General features: G+C 35.6%; 17 protein-coding genes and 1 pseudogene. 3 read left to right on the top strand and 15 right to left on the bottom strand.

Annotated features, from left to right (window positions below; translation table 11 throughout):
* The first annotated feature begins 100 nt into the window (after window positions 1–100).
* Both JFU18_RS24860 and JFU18_RS24855 read left to right on the top strand, forming a co-directional pair.
* On the top strand, window positions 101–466 hold the full coding sequence (locus JFU18_RS24860; RefSeq protein WP_000872360.1) for a CidA/LrgA family holin-like protein: 366 nt from the start codon (window positions 101–103) through the stop codon (window positions 464–466).
* A complete protein-coding gene (locus JFU18_RS24855) occupies window positions 463–1,140 on the top strand; it encodes an LrgB family protein (RefSeq protein ID WP_201031606.1) in 678 nt (225 codons plus the stop codon). The genes JFU18_RS24860 and JFU18_RS24855 overlap by 4 nt, the downstream gene beginning before the upstream one ends.
* Window positions 1,141–1,152: 12 nt before the next feature.
* Here JFU18_RS24855 and JFU18_RS24850 read toward each other — a convergent pair whose 3' ends face one another.
* Entirely contained in the window at window positions 1,153–1,566 is a 414-nt protein-coding gene (locus tag JFU18_RS24850) for an NUDIX hydrolase (protein WP_201034216.1), read from the bottom strand.
* Window positions 1,567–1,708: 142 nt separating this feature from the next.
* Here JFU18_RS24850 and JFU18_RS24845 point away from each other — a divergent pair, with 142 nt between their 5' ends.
* Complete coding sequence (locus tag JFU18_RS24845; RefSeq protein WP_002137765.1) at window positions 1,709–1,909, top strand: DUF3903 domain-containing protein; 201 nt, start codon at window positions 1,709–1,711, stop codon at window positions 1,907–1,909.
* A 320-nt stretch (window positions 1,910–2,229) separates the two neighbouring features.
* Here JFU18_RS24845 and JFU18_RS24840 read toward each other — a convergent pair.
* From JFU18_RS24840 to phnC, 14 genes and pseudogenes are all read right to left on the bottom strand, one after another.
* Window positions 2,230–2,986, bottom strand: a pseudogene (locus JFU18_RS24840) (sulfite exporter TauE/SafE family protein).
* Between the two features lie 108 nt (window positions 2,987–3,094).
* On the bottom strand, window positions 3,095–3,241 hold the full coding sequence (locus JFU18_RS24835) for a BC1881 family protein (protein ID WP_002014405.1): 147 nt from the start codon (window positions 3,239–3,241) through the stop codon (window positions 3,095–3,097).
* A gap of 166 nt (window positions 3,242–3,407) precedes the next feature.
* Entirely contained in the window at window positions 3,408–5,135 is a 1,728-nt protein-coding gene (locus tag JFU18_RS24830) for an S-layer homology domain-containing protein (protein ID WP_201031607.1), read from the bottom strand.
* Window positions 5,136–5,355: 220 nt separating this feature from the next.
* Entirely contained in the window at window positions 5,356–5,925 is a 570-nt protein-coding gene (locus tag JFU18_RS24825) for a hypothetical protein (protein ID WP_201034217.1), read from the bottom strand.
* A gap of 124 nt (window positions 5,926–6,049) precedes the next feature.
* Complete coding sequence (locus JFU18_RS24820; protein ID WP_201031608.1) at window positions 6,050–7,084, bottom strand: nuclease-related domain-containing protein; 1,035 nt, start codon at window positions 7,082–7,084, stop codon at window positions 6,050–6,052.
* A gap of 139 nt (window positions 7,085–7,223) precedes the next feature.
* On the bottom strand, window positions 7,224–8,270 hold the full coding sequence (locus JFU18_RS24815) for a GH25 family lysozyme (RefSeq protein WP_201031609.1): 1,047 nt from the start codon (window positions 8,268–8,270) through the stop codon (window positions 7,224–7,226).
* Between the two features lie 139 nt (window positions 8,271–8,409).
* Window positions 8,410–10,173, bottom strand: coding sequence for an ABC transporter ATP-binding protein (locus JFU18_RS24810; protein WP_044443688.1), 1,764 nt, complete (start codon window positions 10,171–10,173; stop codon window positions 8,410–8,412).
* The gene (locus tag JFU18_RS24805) at window positions 10,173–11,924 is read right to left on the bottom strand and encodes an ABC transporter transmembrane domain-containing protein (protein ID WP_201031610.1); all 1,752 of its coding nucleotides are present in this window, start codon (window positions 11,922–11,924) and stop codon (window positions 10,173–10,175) included. The genes JFU18_RS24810 and JFU18_RS24805 overlap by 1 nt, the downstream gene beginning before the upstream one ends.
* 124 nt (window positions 11,925–12,048) lie before the next feature.
* The gene (locus JFU18_RS24800) at window positions 12,049–12,270 is read right to left on the bottom strand and encodes a YneF family protein (RefSeq protein ID WP_001132292.1); all 222 of its coding nucleotides are present in this window, start codon (window positions 12,268–12,270) and stop codon (window positions 12,049–12,051) included.
* Between the two features lie 78 nt (window positions 12,271–12,348).
* Window positions 12,349–12,789, bottom strand: coding sequence for a sporulation inhibitor of replication protein SirA (gene sirA, locus JFU18_RS24795; RefSeq protein WP_002014415.1), 441 nt, complete (start codon window positions 12,787–12,789; stop codon window positions 12,349–12,351).
* A gap of 156 nt (window positions 12,790–12,945) precedes the next feature.
* The gene (gene tkt / locus JFU18_RS24790; protein ID WP_033707075.1) at window positions 12,946–14,946 is read right to left on the bottom strand and encodes a transketolase; all 2,001 of its coding nucleotides are present in this window, start codon (window positions 14,944–14,946) and stop codon (window positions 12,946–12,948) included.
* Window positions 14,947–15,247: 301 nt separating this feature from the next.
* The gene (gene phnE, locus JFU18_RS24785; protein WP_201031611.1) at window positions 15,248–16,051 is read right to left on the bottom strand and encodes a phosphonate ABC transporter, permease protein PhnE; all 804 of its coding nucleotides are present in this window, start codon (window positions 16,049–16,051) and stop codon (window positions 15,248–15,250) included.
* Window positions 16,051–16,845: a phosphonate ABC transporter, permease protein PhnE gene (gene phnE, locus JFU18_RS24780; RefSeq protein ID WP_002087885.1), complete on the bottom strand. Its 795-nt coding sequence runs from the start codon at window positions 16,843–16,845 to the stop codon at window positions 16,051–16,053. Before phnE (JFU18_RS24780) ends, phnE (JFU18_RS24785) begins: the two co-directional genes overlap by 1 nt.
* Entirely contained in the window at window positions 16,842–17,615 is a 774-nt protein-coding gene (phnC, locus tag JFU18_RS24775) for a phosphonate ABC transporter ATP-binding protein (RefSeq protein ID WP_002033479.1), read from the bottom strand. Before phnC ends, phnE (JFU18_RS24780) begins: the two co-directional genes overlap by 4 nt.
* Window positions 17,616–17,676 lie beyond the last annotated feature (61 nt).

The following is a 17,676-nucleotide window of genomic DNA, read 5'->3' as shown; positions in this document are numbered from 1 at the left end:
ACAATTTATATATTAGACAAATATTTCGAATGAACGTATAGTAGAAATTGTTAATTCTTTTTTACAATTTTTATGTAAAAAACAAAGAGGTGGTTACTGTATGAAATGGTGGAAGTTAAGCGGACAAATTTTATTATTATTTTGTTTCGCTTGGACAGGTGAATGGATTGCAAAACAGGCACACCTCCCAGTTCCAGGAAGTATAATCGGTATTTTTTTATTATTAATCTCATTAAAATTTAATATAGTGAAAAAAGAATGGATACAAGACGGTGCAGACTTTTTATTAAAAGAACTTATTTTATTTTTCATCCCTTCTGCAGTCGCTGTCATTCGTTACAAAGATACATTATCACAGTATGGAATCGATCTCATTTTAATTATCGTGATTAGTACACTTTGTGTCACTCTCGTAACAGGACTTTTAACAGAATTGCTATTAAAGCGGAAAGGATCAACACAATGATCGGCTTTCTTTGTTTACTATTAACACTATTCGCATATTGGGTATCTAAAAAAATGTATCAACGCTGGAATTGGAGTTTGCTTTCTCCCCTTCTTGTATGCCCAATCATTTTAATCGCTTTATTACTTGGATTAGATACACCATACGAAACCTACGAATCTGGTAGTCATTGGCTAACAGAATTATTAAAACCTGCAACAGTTGCTTTCGCATGGCCAATCTATAAATATTTTGATCTATTAAAAAAACATGGCACTGCTATTTTAATTAATGTCATTGTCGGTTCTTTTCTATCTGTTACTACTTCCGCACTACTAGCTAATTTTTTTCAAATTGACTCTACAATAGAACAAAGTTTAGCACCGCACATTGTAACAACACCTATTGCAATGGCTATTTCAGAAATGATTGGCGGCATGTCACAATTAACAGCAGTTTTCGTTGTATTAACTGCCTTAACTGGAGCGTTATTCGGTCCTACACTCATACGCATATGCCGTATTAAAACAGCGCTCGCAAAAGGTATAATGCTAGGTACTAGCGCGAATGGGACTGGAACATCAAAAGCATTTGAAATCGGTCCTGTAGAAGGTACAATTGCAAGTTTATCAATGCTTTTAACAGCTGGAGCTAGTTTAGTTATCGTTCCACTTTTCTTATCTTGGATACACTAAAAAAGCAAGTATTTACACACTTGCTTTTTTATTTACATATCGGTATATTAGCTCGTAATCCTCTGGAAAAGCTAATGATAATTTTCCAACTTCATGTATCCCTTTCCAATCAATCTCATGTATTAACTCATCCGGATCTTGGATTTTCATATTACCGCCTATTTTTTTAACAAAGTAATAATGAACATACACCGGAATCCCGTATGTAATACCTTCTTTTTCGTATATTTTATTTACAACCTCCACATTGTAGCCTGTTTCCTCCCAAACTTCCCTGATATAACATTCTTCTAGTGTTTCTCCCTTTTCAAGTCCTCCACTTGGGACAGACCACCTTTTTTCTTCCCCTTCTTTTCCTTGCAATACCATTAAAATTTCATTTCTTTCATTCATACAAATAGCTGCCGTACCTATCCATCTCTCCATATACATCCCTCCCCTACTAAAATTCACCTTCTTTTTTATTTCCCCTTTGAAAAAAAGAGGAAATAAGTAAAAAGATGCCGAAAGTTTACATCAACTTCATGAGCAGTCCCTTCTTAGAAATTCAAACCGGAAGGATGAAATTATGATTTCTAAATATGTTGTGGAATGTGTTTTTTGTGAAGAAAACCGAAAACCTCGGCAAGCCATTGTCACAGTGCCTGCTACTTCTCAGCTACTAGCCATTCAAAAAGTACGAGCTGAATGTAAACGTCGCTTCGGAAAAACTTTATTATTGCAAACAGAAATTAAAGAAGACTTACTCATTGAACAAAAAGAAAGCTGACCATAAATTGGCCAGCTTTCTTATCCGATCATATTTTCACATGAAGATTAGGGGCATCCTCTTTAAGGATCGGGATTTACCCATTATGTGCGTTCCATAATGGTCATCGAACAATATATTTCTATACAATAAACTATTGAATAGAATAGGGCAAAACTTGTTCGCATTTTTAGAAAAGGGATAGGGATATAATTCAAGTAATACTTCGAATACTCGAACTTTATACTCATTATATTAAAGCAAATCCTTTTATATGAGAAATATGAATTACTTACATAATTCATTCGTAAAATATATTAATAGATTTCTATATATTCTCTTTAATCTACTAACAACATACATCCAGACTAATATTGGTGTCATAATCATCGAAAATCTTAGAAGCATGCGAGGTGCATAATTTGTAAACTTAGCTCCTATATATGCTCCTAACATTGTCCCGATTAAAACTTGTACTAATAATACATAATCTAAATACCCTTCCGAACTATATCCAAACCCACCTCCAATTGCGATTGGTAATATAACGAGCATTGTCGTCCCTACAGATTGACGGATTGTTAAACCTAATAGAACCATTAATCCGAGTTGGATAAAAGGTGCTGAGCCAATACCAAATGCACCTGCTAAAATTCCAGTCACCAATCCGAGGAATATACATTTAATCACGTTATCTTTCGAAAGTTCTTTATGCCCTTTTAAAGACGACTGTGATCTTTTTTGAAACATAATCAACCGAATAAACATAAAAATTGCCGATAAAAATAACATACCAGCTGTAAACCAATGCAACAGATGTGCTGGTATTAACGAACCAAACTTTGAACCAATAAAGGAACCAATCGCGCCAAATCCCCCAACAACTCCGCCTATTACAAGTACAACATTCCCTTCTCGGTAATGACTTACTACTCCAGATAATGTCGTAAATGCCATCGCAGTTAAAGATGTTGCAAGAGCAACATGAATAGGGATATGGAATACTAGAGTGAGTATCGCGATGATAAATCCTGCTCCCCCTGCTCCGACAAATCCTAATAAAACTCCCATTAATAACATTGTTATAATAATTGCCACATAATTCCCCTCCAATATCCCAATTATCTATCATATACACACTTCTATACAAACAAAAAGCACCCTAAGCGGATGCTCTGACTACTTTTCTTTATTGATAATATGTACTTAATCTTGATTAATTAAAATAACAGCTGGACCAGAAACAACTACTCCGGCCACTTCTATCTTTTCAAATTCCATCACTGTAATAGATATAACCCCTTCTCTTTCCATCAATTCCTTACTCAGGACTTCAGTCGGTATTGATTTCACCGTCCTACCTCCTTTTCATTTTATACAAAATTACAAAAAACTACCCAATGCATCTAAATATATGCATCACCTCCGCTTTCATTCCTTATTCCAGTCAAAATTCACATCCCCTTTCTATAACATATTGAAAAATAAAAAAGCACTCGCCAAAGCGAATGCCTTTCCATTATTTACTCTCTATTACTTTTAACATTCTATTAATAAATGCTGCCGATTCCCCACGTGTTGCAGAACCTTTTGGCATAAACTCATTATTCTCATTCCCTTTTACAATACCTAACCCATAAACACGTTGAACCGCCTGTTTATCATACGCTAAATTTTGATCCGTAAATGGTAATGAAACTAAATTACCTTTTATATTTTTGTATTGCAATGCACGATCAATCATAATAACAGCTTCATCACGTTTAATCGTATCATTCGGAGCAAATATATCATTTCCTCGTCCACTTATAATCCCAGCACTAGCTGCACGATTAATACCATCTACTAACGATGGATGGGCTGTGCTTAAATCTTTGAAATTCGATTTCCCCTCCGGTAATTGCAATGATCTTGAAACTAAATTCGCAAATTCACCACGTGTTACAAGACGTTCTGGCCAGTAAGAACCCTTCCCGTCTCCAACCATAATACCTCTTTTATCTAATTCACGAATATCTGCTTCATACCAACCGCCAGTTATATCATCTTTATGATTCGCATCATAATAAGCTTTCGTTCCCTGTAAAAATGGCTCCCACGCATTATTCCTTATCATAATGGCCGGACAATTCTTTCCGCTCCAAAATTGATGTTTTTTCACATTTTCTAAAGGAATATTTAATTCCCCCATTAAATAGGCTGCTAGTTTGCGAGCATTTTCCACAGCTTTATTATAATCACCATCTTGGTTGACAGCAATTTCAATTGCAATTGATTCTCTGTTACCAGTTCCTTCTGCTCCATCTCCAGCATGCCAAGCATTTTCATTTAATGGTAGATGTTGATAAATTTCTTTATCATCTACTGTAAAATGCCAAGATGCTGAACGATCAGTCGTTCCTGTTGCTTGGCTGTATAAATATTGTGCATGGTTTCTAGCATTTGCTCCAACACTATAATTATCCGTCTCATGAATTGTAATGTATTTTGGTTTCATCGCATAACCTGGACGAATATTTTCATTTCCTGTTGGTACAATCATTTCCTTTAATGGTACACCGTAAATATCCGTTGTTTTCTCTGCTGATGGCGCTGCATACATAACCGCTTCACGTTTCGTACGCGTTGGAGTTGTACTTTGAATAAGAGATGCTTTTGTACCCTCAAATTTTGCTGAAGGTGCATAAATCCATTTCACCTCATTATCTATTTGGACTTGGAACCACTCTCCAACTTGTCCAATTGCAATAATTGTTTGCGGTTGTAACACTTTCTCATCTTTATATGAATTAAATGGTGCGGAATATGTAGCTGTCTCTTCATTAATTACTAATTTTTCGTTTGCCAAGTGATAAACTTCCTTAACCTCTACATTTCCTTCACTACTTTGTATCCACCCAGCTCCAGATTCTGTTTGTACATAGTAAGCGTTCCCTTTTTGTTTTTCGGCTTTCACTACTTGATTAGAAAGCTGAACACCTGTCGCTTTTTGTAACTCAGCAGAATCAAATAAAGATGCTGAACCTATTATATGTACAAAAAAATCTCCTTGTACTTCATTTGTTATTCCTTTGCTCTCTCCACGTCCATCTTCATCTTTCATATGGCTTTCAATACTTTTTAATGCTTGCTCGTCTGTTGAAATTGTTACAGTCTTTTCTACTGTGTCTGCATAGGAAAAACTTGGAATCGTTACCATACTAAATACAATTGATGCAGCTAAAACATTATAAAATTCTTTTTTCATACTAATTATTTAACACGTTTATATCTTAATTCGTGTTAACTTCCCTCCCTAATCTAAAATATTTAAGGCTATCTAGCAGACTTCTAAACTAAATAACCCTTTACAATATAACAAACTCTATCTCATTCGTATAGATAGGAATGACTACTATTTGCCTACTTTTTCTATATTGGAATATAGAAAAGAAGCTATAAAAGATATAGCTTCTCCTCTCACTATTTCAATCTCGTTGTACCTTATACTCTATAACTCTACCATCTTTATCAAATTGCAAAACAAGACATTCACTATCTATAGGAATGAAACCACGTTCATTCCCAAGATAGTACAAAGTAATAATTCCCTCTGCCCAACTTCTCGTTTTCATAGGGGTCCCTAACAATTTTGTAATTTCCTCGTTTGATTTCCCTATCAATTTATGCTCCTGTAATAGGTCATCTACCATATGTACTCGTTTTTCTTCATAATTTAACCACCGATCCTGATTAAAATTTGAAGTGTATTTATTTATACTTAATTGTACGGTGCATACTAGCAATGGAATGAGACCTACCATCATTATAGTGAACAGTTGTTTCTTACCTTTATCACGTCTTGCCGAAACATGTAAGATAGACTTTTGAATAATAACTAATAAAATAAAAGGCATTACTACCACCAAAATACTCATTACACTCAATGACACATGAACCATATCAATAACGAAAATAAACGCAATGTACATTAATATATACAAACAAAAATAAATGTACAACATTCCCCACAATATAGCGCTTTTACCTTTTTCCACCCAAATAACACCTACTTTATCCCGCTATTTGCGGGCAGTTAGACTCCCACCTCAAAATTCGGCTGTAAAGGGTAGAAGTCGTGTTGCCCATAAACCCCCACTAATTAAAGTTTTACTTTATTTTTCACTTCGCAACATAATTCATCTGGCCAATCATATCTCTAATCTTTTGTAGTTCTCGTGCTGTATATATTACTTTACTTGTTAAAACTTCATTTCTGAAAAATATTACAATTTGCTCTCTATCTTTAAATCTCGGCAATTCTTCATTAGAAAGATCAATAACTTCTTTTCCACTCTCATTTTCAAAATATACAATTGGTTTTACTTTTTCCTTTACAATATCTACTTGCATTTCTTCCAAACAATTATATAAAGTTTGAGATAGCATTTTCGCTTTATACGCTGGATTCCCTTCATTTCTTACTTGCAAAGTTAATGAAGTTCCATCCGTAATAAATTCAAATGTCTCTTCTTTTTCAATTTCATGTTGATACTTACCAATTTCCTCAATCATAAATGAATATATACCCGCATTTTCTTTCGTTAAGCCATGGATTAATTTCCCTGTCCATTCTTTCGTCTCAAGTAGATAAATACCAGTTTTACATAAGATAAGGTGATGAATTCGATTATTATTTATGTCACGTTTATCTCTATATTTATTGCGTATCATAAAAATGTTCGGTATAATATGAAACTCTTCTTCTAGTATTATTCCTTGCTCAACGAAACCTCGCTTCATATAATGTAATATTTCATGCGCATTCACTTCAGCACCATTTTTGGTATATTCTCGTAAATCCGCAATTAAATTTTGAAACATATGTATTTCACTACTATGCTTATCTTGCATTTCACTACGTTCTTTACTATGTTGAACAGCCAATTGATTTTTCATCATACGCATATTTTCAAGTTCTCTAGCTGTATTCACTTGTAAATCATTATATTTTTTCTGTTCCATATTCTTTAAAGTATCCTGTTGTTCTTTATGCCCTGTAATCGTAGCTGCAATCTCATTTTCATACGTTTCAATCGCTTGTTTCTTTTCAAACTCTACTTGCTGACTCTCTGATTCTAACTGTTTATTTTTATAAAACAGTACAAACACTACAGCTAATAATATTAAAATCCCACCTATTAGCACATACTCCATATTATTACTCCTTTATTTCATTTCCGATTATTTTTAAACATATATCAATTACATTATACTATGCTATCAATATATACTTTGTAAAAATTATATATTTTTAATAAAAGGCACCTCAGTCGAGATACCTTTTAAGTTCACTTTATTGTACACCATACTGAATATAACTTGAATCATAGTATACCCATTGATTTGTCCCTAAGCAAAGCCATCCATCTAGCTTACTCCATACTCGATATGATTCACCATGATGTAACTGTCTTATAACATTCCCGTTTAATGATGGAGCATCTCGCAGATTCACATTATCGCCAGTAATAGTTGCTACATAATGTTTATACTGAATATAACTTGGATCATTATATACCCACTGATTTGTCCCTAAGCAGAGCCATCCATTTTGTTCTCCCCAAACTTCATATGATTCGCCACGATTCAATTGGCGAATTACACTAGACTGTAAAGATGGTCCACTTCGTAAATTCACATTATCTCCATTAATTACAGCAACTCCGTATACTGGAGTCGCATTATTAGGCGTGGAGACATTCCCTCCACCACTTGCTCCATTTCCTTGTAAAGCTTCTAATGAAACAGCTGCTGATACGTCACAATTTCCTACACCTGAAATTTGCCCAGAATCTGTGTACTGCCATGCTGTCCACTCTGTCCATCCACCAGCATCAGCAGGCGGTATACTAGAATATCTGGAAATCCAAAGTGGAATGTCACTTAACCCGCTAATTCCAAATTCATTAATATACCAAATTCCTGTATATAACATTACATCTTTCCCAGTAGCTTGTTTCACATAATTTACGAAACTTCTTGCCCAATTCGATATAGTCGCACCCGTTAAACTACTATTGCTAGTATCCGTTGGCGATTCTAAATCTAAAACAGGAATTAAGTCCGTCTGATTACTCTGTAATATACTCACAAAATATTTCGCTTCTGAAATTGCATCATTTTGTTCTGGATGAGCAAAATGATATGCACCAATTAATACATTCGCATTTCTCGCAGCTTGTACATTTTGAACGAAAGTGGGGTCAATATAGTTCACACCTTCCGTCGCTTTTGCATACGCCGCTGGAATGCCAGATGACTTCACAGCATTCCAATTAATGTTTCCTTCCCAATGAGACACATCAATAAACGTAATATTTGAACTGGATCTATTTTGCATATAAAAGCTCCTATCAAATTTTGTTATTCTATATACAATATGTACAACTCTAGTTAAAGGACACGACAAACCTCTCACATATTTCGAAAATTTTATTACATTTTAATATCTGAGAGAATAGAAAAAAGACCTTGTAATTCTACAAGGCCTGTTGCAAACTCCCTTTATTTTGTAGCAAGTACATATTGTAGTAAAGTCCTTGTTTACTAAGTAACTCTTGATGTGTTCCGCTTTCTACAATTTCCCCTTCATGCATAACAAATATTTGATCCGCATCTTGGATTGTAGACAATCTGTGCGCAATCGCTATCGTTGTTCTACCTTTTCGCATTTGCTGCAATGCCGTTTGGATAGCCTCCTCTGTTTCTGTATCAATATTTGCCGTCGCTTCATCTAACACTAATACTTTCGGATTGGTTGCTATCGTTCTAGCAAAAGCAATTAATTGCCTTTGACCACTAGAAAATGCAGCTCCTCTTTCGACAACTTCTGTATCATACTGCTCTGGTAATTTTTCAATAAACGTATTCGCTTGCACAAACTTTGCCGCTTCCTCTATCTCTTCATCCGTAATCTCTTCATTATACATACGAATATTTTGCTTTACATTTCCAGCAAATAAAAATGCATCTTGCAGCACAAGACCAATTTTCTTTCGAATTTCTTGTTCTTCAAACTGCTCTAAATCTACTCCGTCTATTACAATATTTCCTGATTTAATATTGTAAAATCTCATTAATAAATTCATAATCGTACTCTTTCCGCTACCAGTATGCCCTACGAAAGCAACCGTTTGCCCTGGCTTTACATGAAAAGATACATTTTTTAAAACATCACGCTTTCCATCATATGAAAAAGTAACATCTTTAAACTGAATTTCCCCGTTAGCTACTCGTGGCTGTTCACTCCCCATTTGAACAGGAGCTAAATCTTTATCATCCATTAAATGAAATACACGCGATGATGAAACAAGCGCTTGCTGGAAGAAAGATAGTTTCATCATCATCTCATTTACCGGTTGGAAGAAACGATGAATATAGTTAACGAAAGCATATAAAACCCCTACTTCAACAGGACTCTTTAAAGCATCGATTCCGAATAAACCAAGTACTAACGCAATTGCTACAATATGAACAAGATCTGTTGCTGGACGTAAAAGTAATGCATCTAATTTCAATGTACGACGTCCAGCACTAAAATGTTTATTGTTCACTTCTTCAAATTCTTTTCTCATCCGCTTTTCTTGCCGGAACACCTGAACAATATTCATACCTTGAATGGACTCATTTAACTTTGCATTTAATATACTCAGCTGATTACGTACCTCTAAATAAAAAGCTGCACTTTTCCGTTGATACAACACCATAATTGCAAACATTACCGGAATTAATATGAGCGAAAATAGCGCTAATTTTACATCTAATAAAAACATCGCTACTAAAATCCCTACTAAAAAGACTACATTTTTCACGAATGTTGATAGTACACTAACATAAAAATCCTTAATCGCTTCTGTATCATTCGTTATGCGAGATACGAGCGTACCAATCGGCGTACGATCAAAGAAGCTTAATGACAATTTTTGAACATGTTCATACACTTCAACTCGCATATCTTGGACAATCTTAAAAGCGATATTTTGAAAATACAATAAGTCTAAATAAGTAAATAATACTTTTAATAAATGAGCAATAATATACACTACAAATAGGGTTACAAGTGCTGATTGTTCAAAGTTACCTGGCACTAAGTGTTCATCAAGAAATTGTTTAATTAAAAAAGGACCCATCATTTCAGTTACAGTTGCACCAACTAGAAATAAAAATGCTAACGCCAATAACCCTTTATAGGGCCTCATATAAGAAAGCAACCTTCTTAAATCACTCCGTTTTTTCTCAGCCATCATACGCCTCCTTTCTCTACTAACGCCTCTAACTGCTGGCTTTCGTACATTTCTTTATACCAACCATTTTCTTTCATTAATTGCTCATGTGTCCCTCGCTGCATAACCCTACCTTCATCAATAACAAGAATAAGATTTGCATGCTGAATAGCACTTAAACGATGGGCAGTAATAATCGTCGTTTTCTCTGCCCTTTCTCGTTTCAATGCAGTTAAAATAGTTTCTTCTGTTTTTGCATCTACGGCTGATAAACAATCATCTAATATTAAAATTTCAGCATTTGTTAATAATGCACGCGCAATAGAGATTCTCTGTTTTTGACCTCCTGATAGTGAAACGCCCCTTTCACCTACTACAGTGTCATACCCTTCTGGAAATTGAAATATATCATTATGAATACAAGCAATATCAGCAGCTCGGCTAATTTCTTTATATGTAGCATCGACCTTTCCAAAAGCAATGTTCTCCCCAATACTCGCTGAAAATAAAAAGTGATCTTGCGGTACATATGAAATTGCAGAACGCACACCGTGAAGTGTTAAATCTCGAATATCCCGCTCCCCAACTTTTAATTCACCATTAAAATGATCATACTCTCGAATTAAACATTTTAATAACGTCGTCTTCCCTGCACCGGTACGCCCTACAACTCCTAACGTTTCACCTTTTCTTAAGTTAAAGTAAATATCTTTTAAGTTTAATAGTTCATTCTTTTTATAAGAAAACGAATCAACAGCAAACGAAACATCACCACTTGCTATAGCATGTATAGCATTTTCTTTATTCACTACATCTGAAGTTTGTGAAAATATTTTCTCCACACGATCATACGAAGCACGTCCACGCTCCATAATATTAAATAGCCATCCAAAAGCTAACATTGGCCATACAAGTGTCCCTAAGTACGTTGTAAATGTTACTAATTCCCCTACAGTTAATTCACCTCGTACGACTAATAATGATCCGTAACAAATTGCGATCAAAAATGAAAATCCGACAATTAGGGAAATCGTTGGATCGAATAACGAGTCAATACGTGCAACTAGCATATTTTTATGTACGACATCTTCAGATTTTTTCCGAAACGCTTGTAAATCCTCTTTCTCTTGTCCAAGTGAGCGAATTACCTTCATCCCACTCATACTTTCTTGTACTTTATCATTGATTTCAGAAAACGATTGCTGTGCCTTATGAAATCTTCTATGCAATAAAGTTCCATAATAATTTGTAGAAATAGCTACAATTGGCATCGGAATTAAACTTAATAACGTTAACTTCCAACTAATTGTAAATCCCATCGCTACGAGTACACATCCTCCAACAGCTAATGAATCAACGAGTGTTAAAACACCTGCCCCCGCAGTTTGCTGAATCGCCTGAATATCATTTGTCGCATGTGCCATCAAATCGCCTGTGCGACGTGATTGATAAAAGGATGGGCTCATCTTAGTAAAATGTTCATATAGATTCTTTCGCAGTTGACGAGCTAGTTTTAAAGAAGATCCAAAAATCATAATACGCCATAAGTAACGTAATATATACATCATAATTCCTACAACTACTAATAGAATAACCCAGTTCAACAATTTTTCAGACGTTAATGTTCCACTATTAATTTCATCTACTACAATCCCTAGTACTCTTGGCGCTACAAGTTCAAGAAGCGCGACACCAAATAACATAATAATTCCGATTATGTACGCTCGTTTTTCTTGCTTAAAAAACCAAGCCAAATTAAAAAACACTTTCATATTTATCCTCCTCCCTTAAAATGAGCGATGTTTTCAGTGTAACAAAAATGCAGAATATTTAAAAGTTTTAAATATATTTTATAACCAAAAGAAAAGGGCACTCGGTAAGAGTGCCCTTTTGCGCTTATTTTGTTTGTTGCTTGTTCATCGCGCTCATCATTTGATTGATTTTCTTTTGGGAAGGTTTTTGTCCCATTTGCATCATCATCATTTTTAACATTTGTTCGTTAATTGGTGGATTTTTTTGTAAGTAATTCATCATGTATTTGCGGGCAATGAAAAATCCTAACGCCACGCCTGCTACTAGTGCTACTACGCCCACTAGAATACCTAACCACATTGGCATATCTTTTCCTCCTTCATGTTGTCTACCTTACAGTGTACTAAAACCTTTTCAATAAGACAAGATACTATTCGACATTTTTTACACATATGTTCGTACTTGTTTGAGAGGATTTAACCAACCGTACTTTTTATTTTCATAATCCATCGCTAAAAATGTTAACTCACACTTTCTAAGCACCTCAAAGAAAGTTGTTTCCATGGATACATTTCCAGAAGTATTTATTCGAATATATTGTGGTTTCACCATTATTTCTCCGTATTCGGCTCCTGTATAAAGCGTATGAGTATGATTTGTTCTTTCATATTTACCAAGAACACGCAAAGCTTGTTCTAATTTATGATGAATTTTCATTACTTGTAACGGCATCGTAATATACGTCATTTGTTTATATAATACTTTCTTCTCCGAAAGGAACCCAGATTCTGAAAATCGAGCAAATAAATCAAAAAACAAATATTCACGACCAAAGTAAGCTTTCGCAATATCCTCTTGAATTAAATACAATTCATACGTTTTCATTTTTCCCCTCCCGATCTGGACAACCTTTTCCCTACATTATATAAGAGAAGATTTGCAATGATTGTCTGACTACGGAGAGAGAAAAAACTTTTCCTGTCGAAAAAACTCAATTACATAGAAAAATCTCCCCATGCTGGAGAGATTTTTCTAAAATCATTAAAGCATTTCTTTTACTTTACGAACAACGTTCTCTACAGTAAATCCATACTCTTCCATAATCTTCTCACCAGGAGCAGAAGCACCGAATGTGTCAATACCTAGTACATCTCCATCAAGCCCTACATAACGGTGCCATCCCATTGTAGCACCCATTTCAATTGCGAAACGTTTCGTTACTGCTTTTGGTAGTACAGATTCTTTGTACTCAGCAGTTTGAGCTTCAAAGCGATCCATAGATGGCATGCTAACAACAGCTGCATCAACGCCGTCTGCTGCTAGAGCTTTTTGCGCTTCGATCGCTAAGCTTACTTCAGATCCAGTTGCAATTAAGATTACATCAGCAGTTTCTTTCTTGCTTGCAGAAACTACATATGCACCTTTTGCTACTTTTTCATAAGTATCGTCTTTTGCACCTTCTAATGTTGGAAGATCTTGACGAGTTAACACTAATGCAGTTGGTGTTTTTGTAGATTCTAGAGCTAGTCTCCAAGCTGCAACTGATTCGTTACCGTCTGCTGGACGAATAACAGATACATTTGGCATTGCACGAAGCGCTGCTAATTGTTCAACTGGTTCATGTGTTGGACCATCTTCACCAACAGCAATACTGTCATGTGTAAATACATACGTTACAGGCAATTGCATTAATGCTGCAAGACGAATTGCTGGACGTAAGTAGTCAGAGAATACGAAGAACGTACCACCGTAAGTTTTTAAACCGCCATGAAGTGCGATACCGTTCATTGCTGCACCCATTGCGAACTCACGTACACCGTACCAAATGTTTTTTCCGCTGTAATCAGCTCTTGTAAAGTCTTTTTCGTTATTCATGTATGTTTTGTTAGAACCAGCAAGGTCAGCAGATCCACCGAAGAATGATGGTACAGACTCTGCAATTGCATTAATTACAGCACCTGAAGAATTACGTGTTGCTGCTTTTGATCCTAATTCATAAGTTGGTAAGCTTTGTTCCCAACCTTCTGGAAGAAGACCGTTCATTGCTGCTTGCAGTTCGTTTGCTAATTCTGGATATGCTTGTGCATATTCACCGAGCATCGTGTTCCACGCAGCTTGCGTCGTTTCACCAACATCTTGTACTGTTTTACGGAAGTTGTCATATACTTCTTCTGCTACATGGAAGTCTTGTTCAGCAGTCCAAGCGTATGCTTCTTTCGTTAATTTTGTTTCGTCTACACCAAGTGGAGAACCATGTGAAGCTGATTTTCCTGATTTGTTTGGAGAACCGAAACCAATTGTCGTTCTTACTTCAATTAGCGTTGGACGTTTTTCGTCAGCTTTCGCTTCTTCAATTGCTTTTGCGATTGCTTCAATATCATTTCCATCCTCAACACGGATTACTTGCCATCCGTATGCTTTGTAACGATCTTCTACACTTTCAGAGAATGAACGATTTAAATCGCCATCTAATGAAATATCGTTTGAATCGTAAAGTACAACAAGACGACCTAATTGTAAATGAGCCGCTAATGAAGATGCTTCAGCAGAAACGCCTTCCATTAAATCTCCATCACCACAAATAGCGTATGTATGATGATCTACTACATTATACGCATCACGGTTGTATTTAGCCGCTAAATGTCTTTCAGCCATTGCCATACCTACAGCAGTTGCAATACCTTGTCCAAGTGGACCAGTTGTTGAGTCTACACCTGCTGTGTGACCATACTCAGGATGTCCTGGAGTTTTGCTTCCCCATTGACGGAAGTTCTTTAAATCATCCATTGTTAAGTCATAACCAGATAGATGAAGTAGACTGTATAGTAACATTGAGCCATGACCTGCAGATAATACGAAACGATCGCGGTTAAACCACGTTGGGTTATTTGGATTGTGTTTCATAAATTGAGTCCATAATGTATAAGCCATTGGTGCTGCACCCATTGGCATTCCTGGGTGACCAGAGTTTGCTTTTTCAATCGCATCAATGGATAATGTGCGAATCGTGTTGATAGAAAGTTGTTCGATTGAATGTGACATGCTATTCTTCCCTTCGCGTATGTTAGTAAACGTTTTATACATTTATATGATAGCTTCCCACGCAAGATTATACAACATGTATCGACAAATATGTTGATGTTTTTTTGATTTTTCATAAAAAATACAGTGATTCAGGGAATGTATGGGCATTCAATATGACATACTTTTTAATTGTTTTTATTTTAAAAATAAATATAATTATCTGTATTTTTATACAAATATACTAATTTCTGATATATCTCCTTTTTGATAACCTTTAAAAATACAAAAAAGCATCTGAATTAGATGCTTTTAAAACAAATTAAATAATCCGCTTACGAATAGAACTTGAAATAAAATCAATTATAATTACCATTAAAATGATACCTAATAAAATAATTCCCACACGAGACCAATTACGTGAACTAAGTGCAAAAATTAATGGCGTACCAATACCACCTGCTCCAATAACACCTAAAATCGTAGCGGATCGTACATTAATTTCAAACCTGTATAACGTATACGATAGAAAATCCGGTAAAACTTGTGGTAATACGGCATACCAAAGTATTTGAAATCGATTTGCACCCGTTGCTATTAACGCTTCCGTCGGTCCCTTATCTATATTTTCAATTCCTTCCGAATATAGTTTCCCTAACATTCCGATAGAGTGTAACCCTAAAGCTAGAACTCCGGCAAAAGAGCCTGGACCAACAGCTTTTATAAATAAAAGAGCCATAACTAATTCAGGAAATGTACGAACAAAACTAAGTACAAATTTCCCAGTTCCTGAAGTTAATTTTCCACTACTCATATTCGTTGCCGCCCAAAAAGCAAATGGAACAGATAAAAAAGCAGAAATAAATGTACCTAATATCGCAATTGCCAACGTATCAATTAAACCGTGTAATAAATCTTCACCATCTGGCAAAGATACATACGACCAATCTGGGTTCAATACGCCTGTCATAATTGCTTTTGTAATTTCTCCCGCCGTATTCTTTATTCCCTCTAACGGGACTCCTGAAAAGGCCCATACATATACAACTGTAAGTGCTATAAAAATAATCCAGCGATATATACTCGGTTTCTTCGGTTTTGGTACGATTATTGTCGTTTTACTCATTATAATTTCCCCCGCAACACTGTACTTATATAATCAATTAGCAATACAACAACAAGGGTATAAATAATAATAGAAGCAGTTTGTTGATATTGTAAAAATCCAAGTGTACGATCATAATATAATCCAATCCCACCTGCTCCTACTAAACCTAGAACAGCTGCTGCACGTACATTCACCTCAAATGTATAAAGTACATAGGAGACGAAGTGCGCTTTCACTTGCGGAATGACCCCATAAACTATCCATTGCACCTTATTCGCTCCTACAGCTGTCATCGCTTCTAATGGACCTGGATCAATTGATTCAATTGACTCATACAATAATTTCGCTACGAGTCCAACGGAGAAACAAGTAAGAGCCAAAATACCTGGAAGTGGTCCTATTCCAAAAATCGCTACAAAAATAGCCGCTAATAATAAATCTGGTATTGTTCGTATAAAATTTAAAATCAATCGAGCTGGACTGTACAAAAATACACTAGTAAATACATTACTTGCCGCAAATAGTGCAAGTGGAATGGCTAAAATCGCCCCTAAAGTCGTTCCAATAATCGCCATACGTATTGTATCTAACATTGCTGTTGTAATAATTTGAAAATAACTCCAGTCTGGTGGCACCATTTCCTTCAATAAATCCATCATATTTGGAAAACCAACTACTAGTTTTGAAAATGATGCGTCGACCTGTACACTACTACCCCACAACAGTAAAATAACTAAAATAACCGTTAACATATGTTTCAATTTACTCGGCGGCTTCGGTATCGATTTCGAATATATCGTCACTTCATTCATTTAGCTGCCACCTCTAATAATGCGCTTTTCTGAGCTACGTCCCCATAAATTTCAGCGAATTTTTCATCCGTTGCCTCTTCTACTAATCCATCAAAAACAATTTCACCAGCATGTAATCCAATAATACGAGTAGCATATTGCCTCGCTAAATCAATAGAATGTAAGTTTACAATTGTCGTAATTCCAAAATCTTCATTAATTTTCTTCAAATCATCCATTACTTGCTTTGTTGTCAGAGGATCTAACGAAGCAACAGGCTCATCTGCCAATATGATTTTCGCTTCTTGTGCCAATGCTCTAGCAATTGATACACGTTGCTGTTGTCCCCCTGATAATTCATCAGCTCGTGCATATGCCTTTTCTGAGATATTCACTCTATTCAGCGCCTGGAATGCAAGCTCCACATCCTCTTTCGGAAACAGACCTAACGTTGTACGCAATGTAGAATGATATCCAACCCGCCCAGCTAATACATTCTTCAGTACCGTTGATCGCTTCACAAGGTTAAAACTTTGAAAAATCATACCAATATCTCGGCGCATGCGTCGTAATCCTTTTCCTTTTGCAGCAGTAATAGACTCCCCTTCAATAATGATTTCTCCTTCTGTGATCTCATGAAGGCGATTTACCGATCTGAGAAGTGTAGATTTTCCAGCCCCGGATAGCCCGACCATTACAACAAACTCACCTTTTTGAATTTTCAAGTTTATATTATTCAATCCTTTTGTACCATTCGGATACACTTTGGAAACATTTCGAAACTCTATCACACATCTTACCTACCTTCTATGTATTATCAATAACTGAAAAACGGCAAACTAACTGAAATCA

It is taken from the genome of Bacillus sp. TH22, assembly GCF_016651015.1.
GTDB lineage: Bacteria > Bacillota > Bacilli > Bacillales > Bacillaceae_G > Bacillus_A > Bacillus_A mycoides.
The sequence above is the reverse complement of the archived record's forward strand: the minus strand, read 5'-3'. Positions and strand labels throughout refer to the sequence as shown.

Excerpts from the sequence above, each read along its gene's own strand:
- JFU18_RS24830 (WP_201031607.1), bottom strand. The coding sequence starts at position 5,135 with ATGAAAAAAGAATTTTATAATGTTTTAGCTGCATCAATTGTATTTAGT.
- phnE (WP_201031611.1), bottom strand. The coding sequence starts at position 16,051 with ATGAGTAAAACGACAATAATCGTACCAAAACCGAAGAAACCGAGTATA.
- JFU18_RS24810 (WP_044443688.1), bottom strand. The coding sequence starts at position 10,173 with ATGGCTGAGAAAAAACGGAGTGATTTAAGAAGGTTGCTTTCTTATATG.
- JFU18_RS24855 (WP_201031606.1), top strand. The coding sequence starts at position 463 with ATGATCGGCTTTCTTTGTTTACTATTAACACTATTCGCATATTGGGTA.
- JFU18_RS24850 (WP_201034216.1), bottom strand. The coding sequence starts at position 1,566 with ATGGAGAGATGGATAGGTACGGCAGCTATTTGTATGAATGAAAGAAAT.
- JFU18_RS24805 (WP_201031610.1), bottom strand. The coding sequence starts at position 11,924 with ATGAAAGTGTTTTTTAATTTGGCTTGGTTTTTTAAGCAAGAAAAACGA.
- JFU18_RS24820 (WP_201031608.1), bottom strand. The coding sequence starts at position 7,084 with ATGGAGTATGTGCTAATAGGTGGGATTTTAATATTATTAGCTGTAGTG.
- JFU18_RS24800 (WP_001132292.1), bottom strand. The coding sequence starts at position 12,270 with ATGCCAATGTGGTTAGGTATTCTAGTGGGCGTAGTAGCACTAGTAGCA.
- sirA (WP_002014415.1), bottom strand. The coding sequence starts at position 12,789 with ATGAAAACGTATGAATTGTATTTAATTCAAGAGGATATTGCGAAAGCT.
- tkt (WP_033707075.1), bottom strand. The coding sequence starts at position 14,946 with ATGTCACATTCAATCGAACAACTTTCTATCAACACGATTCGCACATTA.
- JFU18_RS24845 (WP_002137765.1), top strand. The coding sequence starts at position 1,709 with ATGATTTCTAAATATGTTGTGGAATGTGTTTTTTGTGAAGAAAACCGA.
- JFU18_RS24815 (WP_201031609.1), bottom strand. The coding sequence starts at position 8,270 with ATGCAAAATAGATCCAGTTCAAATATTACGTTTATTGATGTGTCTCAT.
- JFU18_RS24860 (WP_000872360.1), top strand. The coding sequence starts at position 101 with ATGAAATGGTGGAAGTTAAGCGGACAAATTTTATTATTATTTTGTTTC.
- phnE (WP_002087885.1), bottom strand. The coding sequence starts at position 16,845 with ATGAATGAAGTGACGATATATTCGAAATCGATACCGAAGCCGCCGAGT.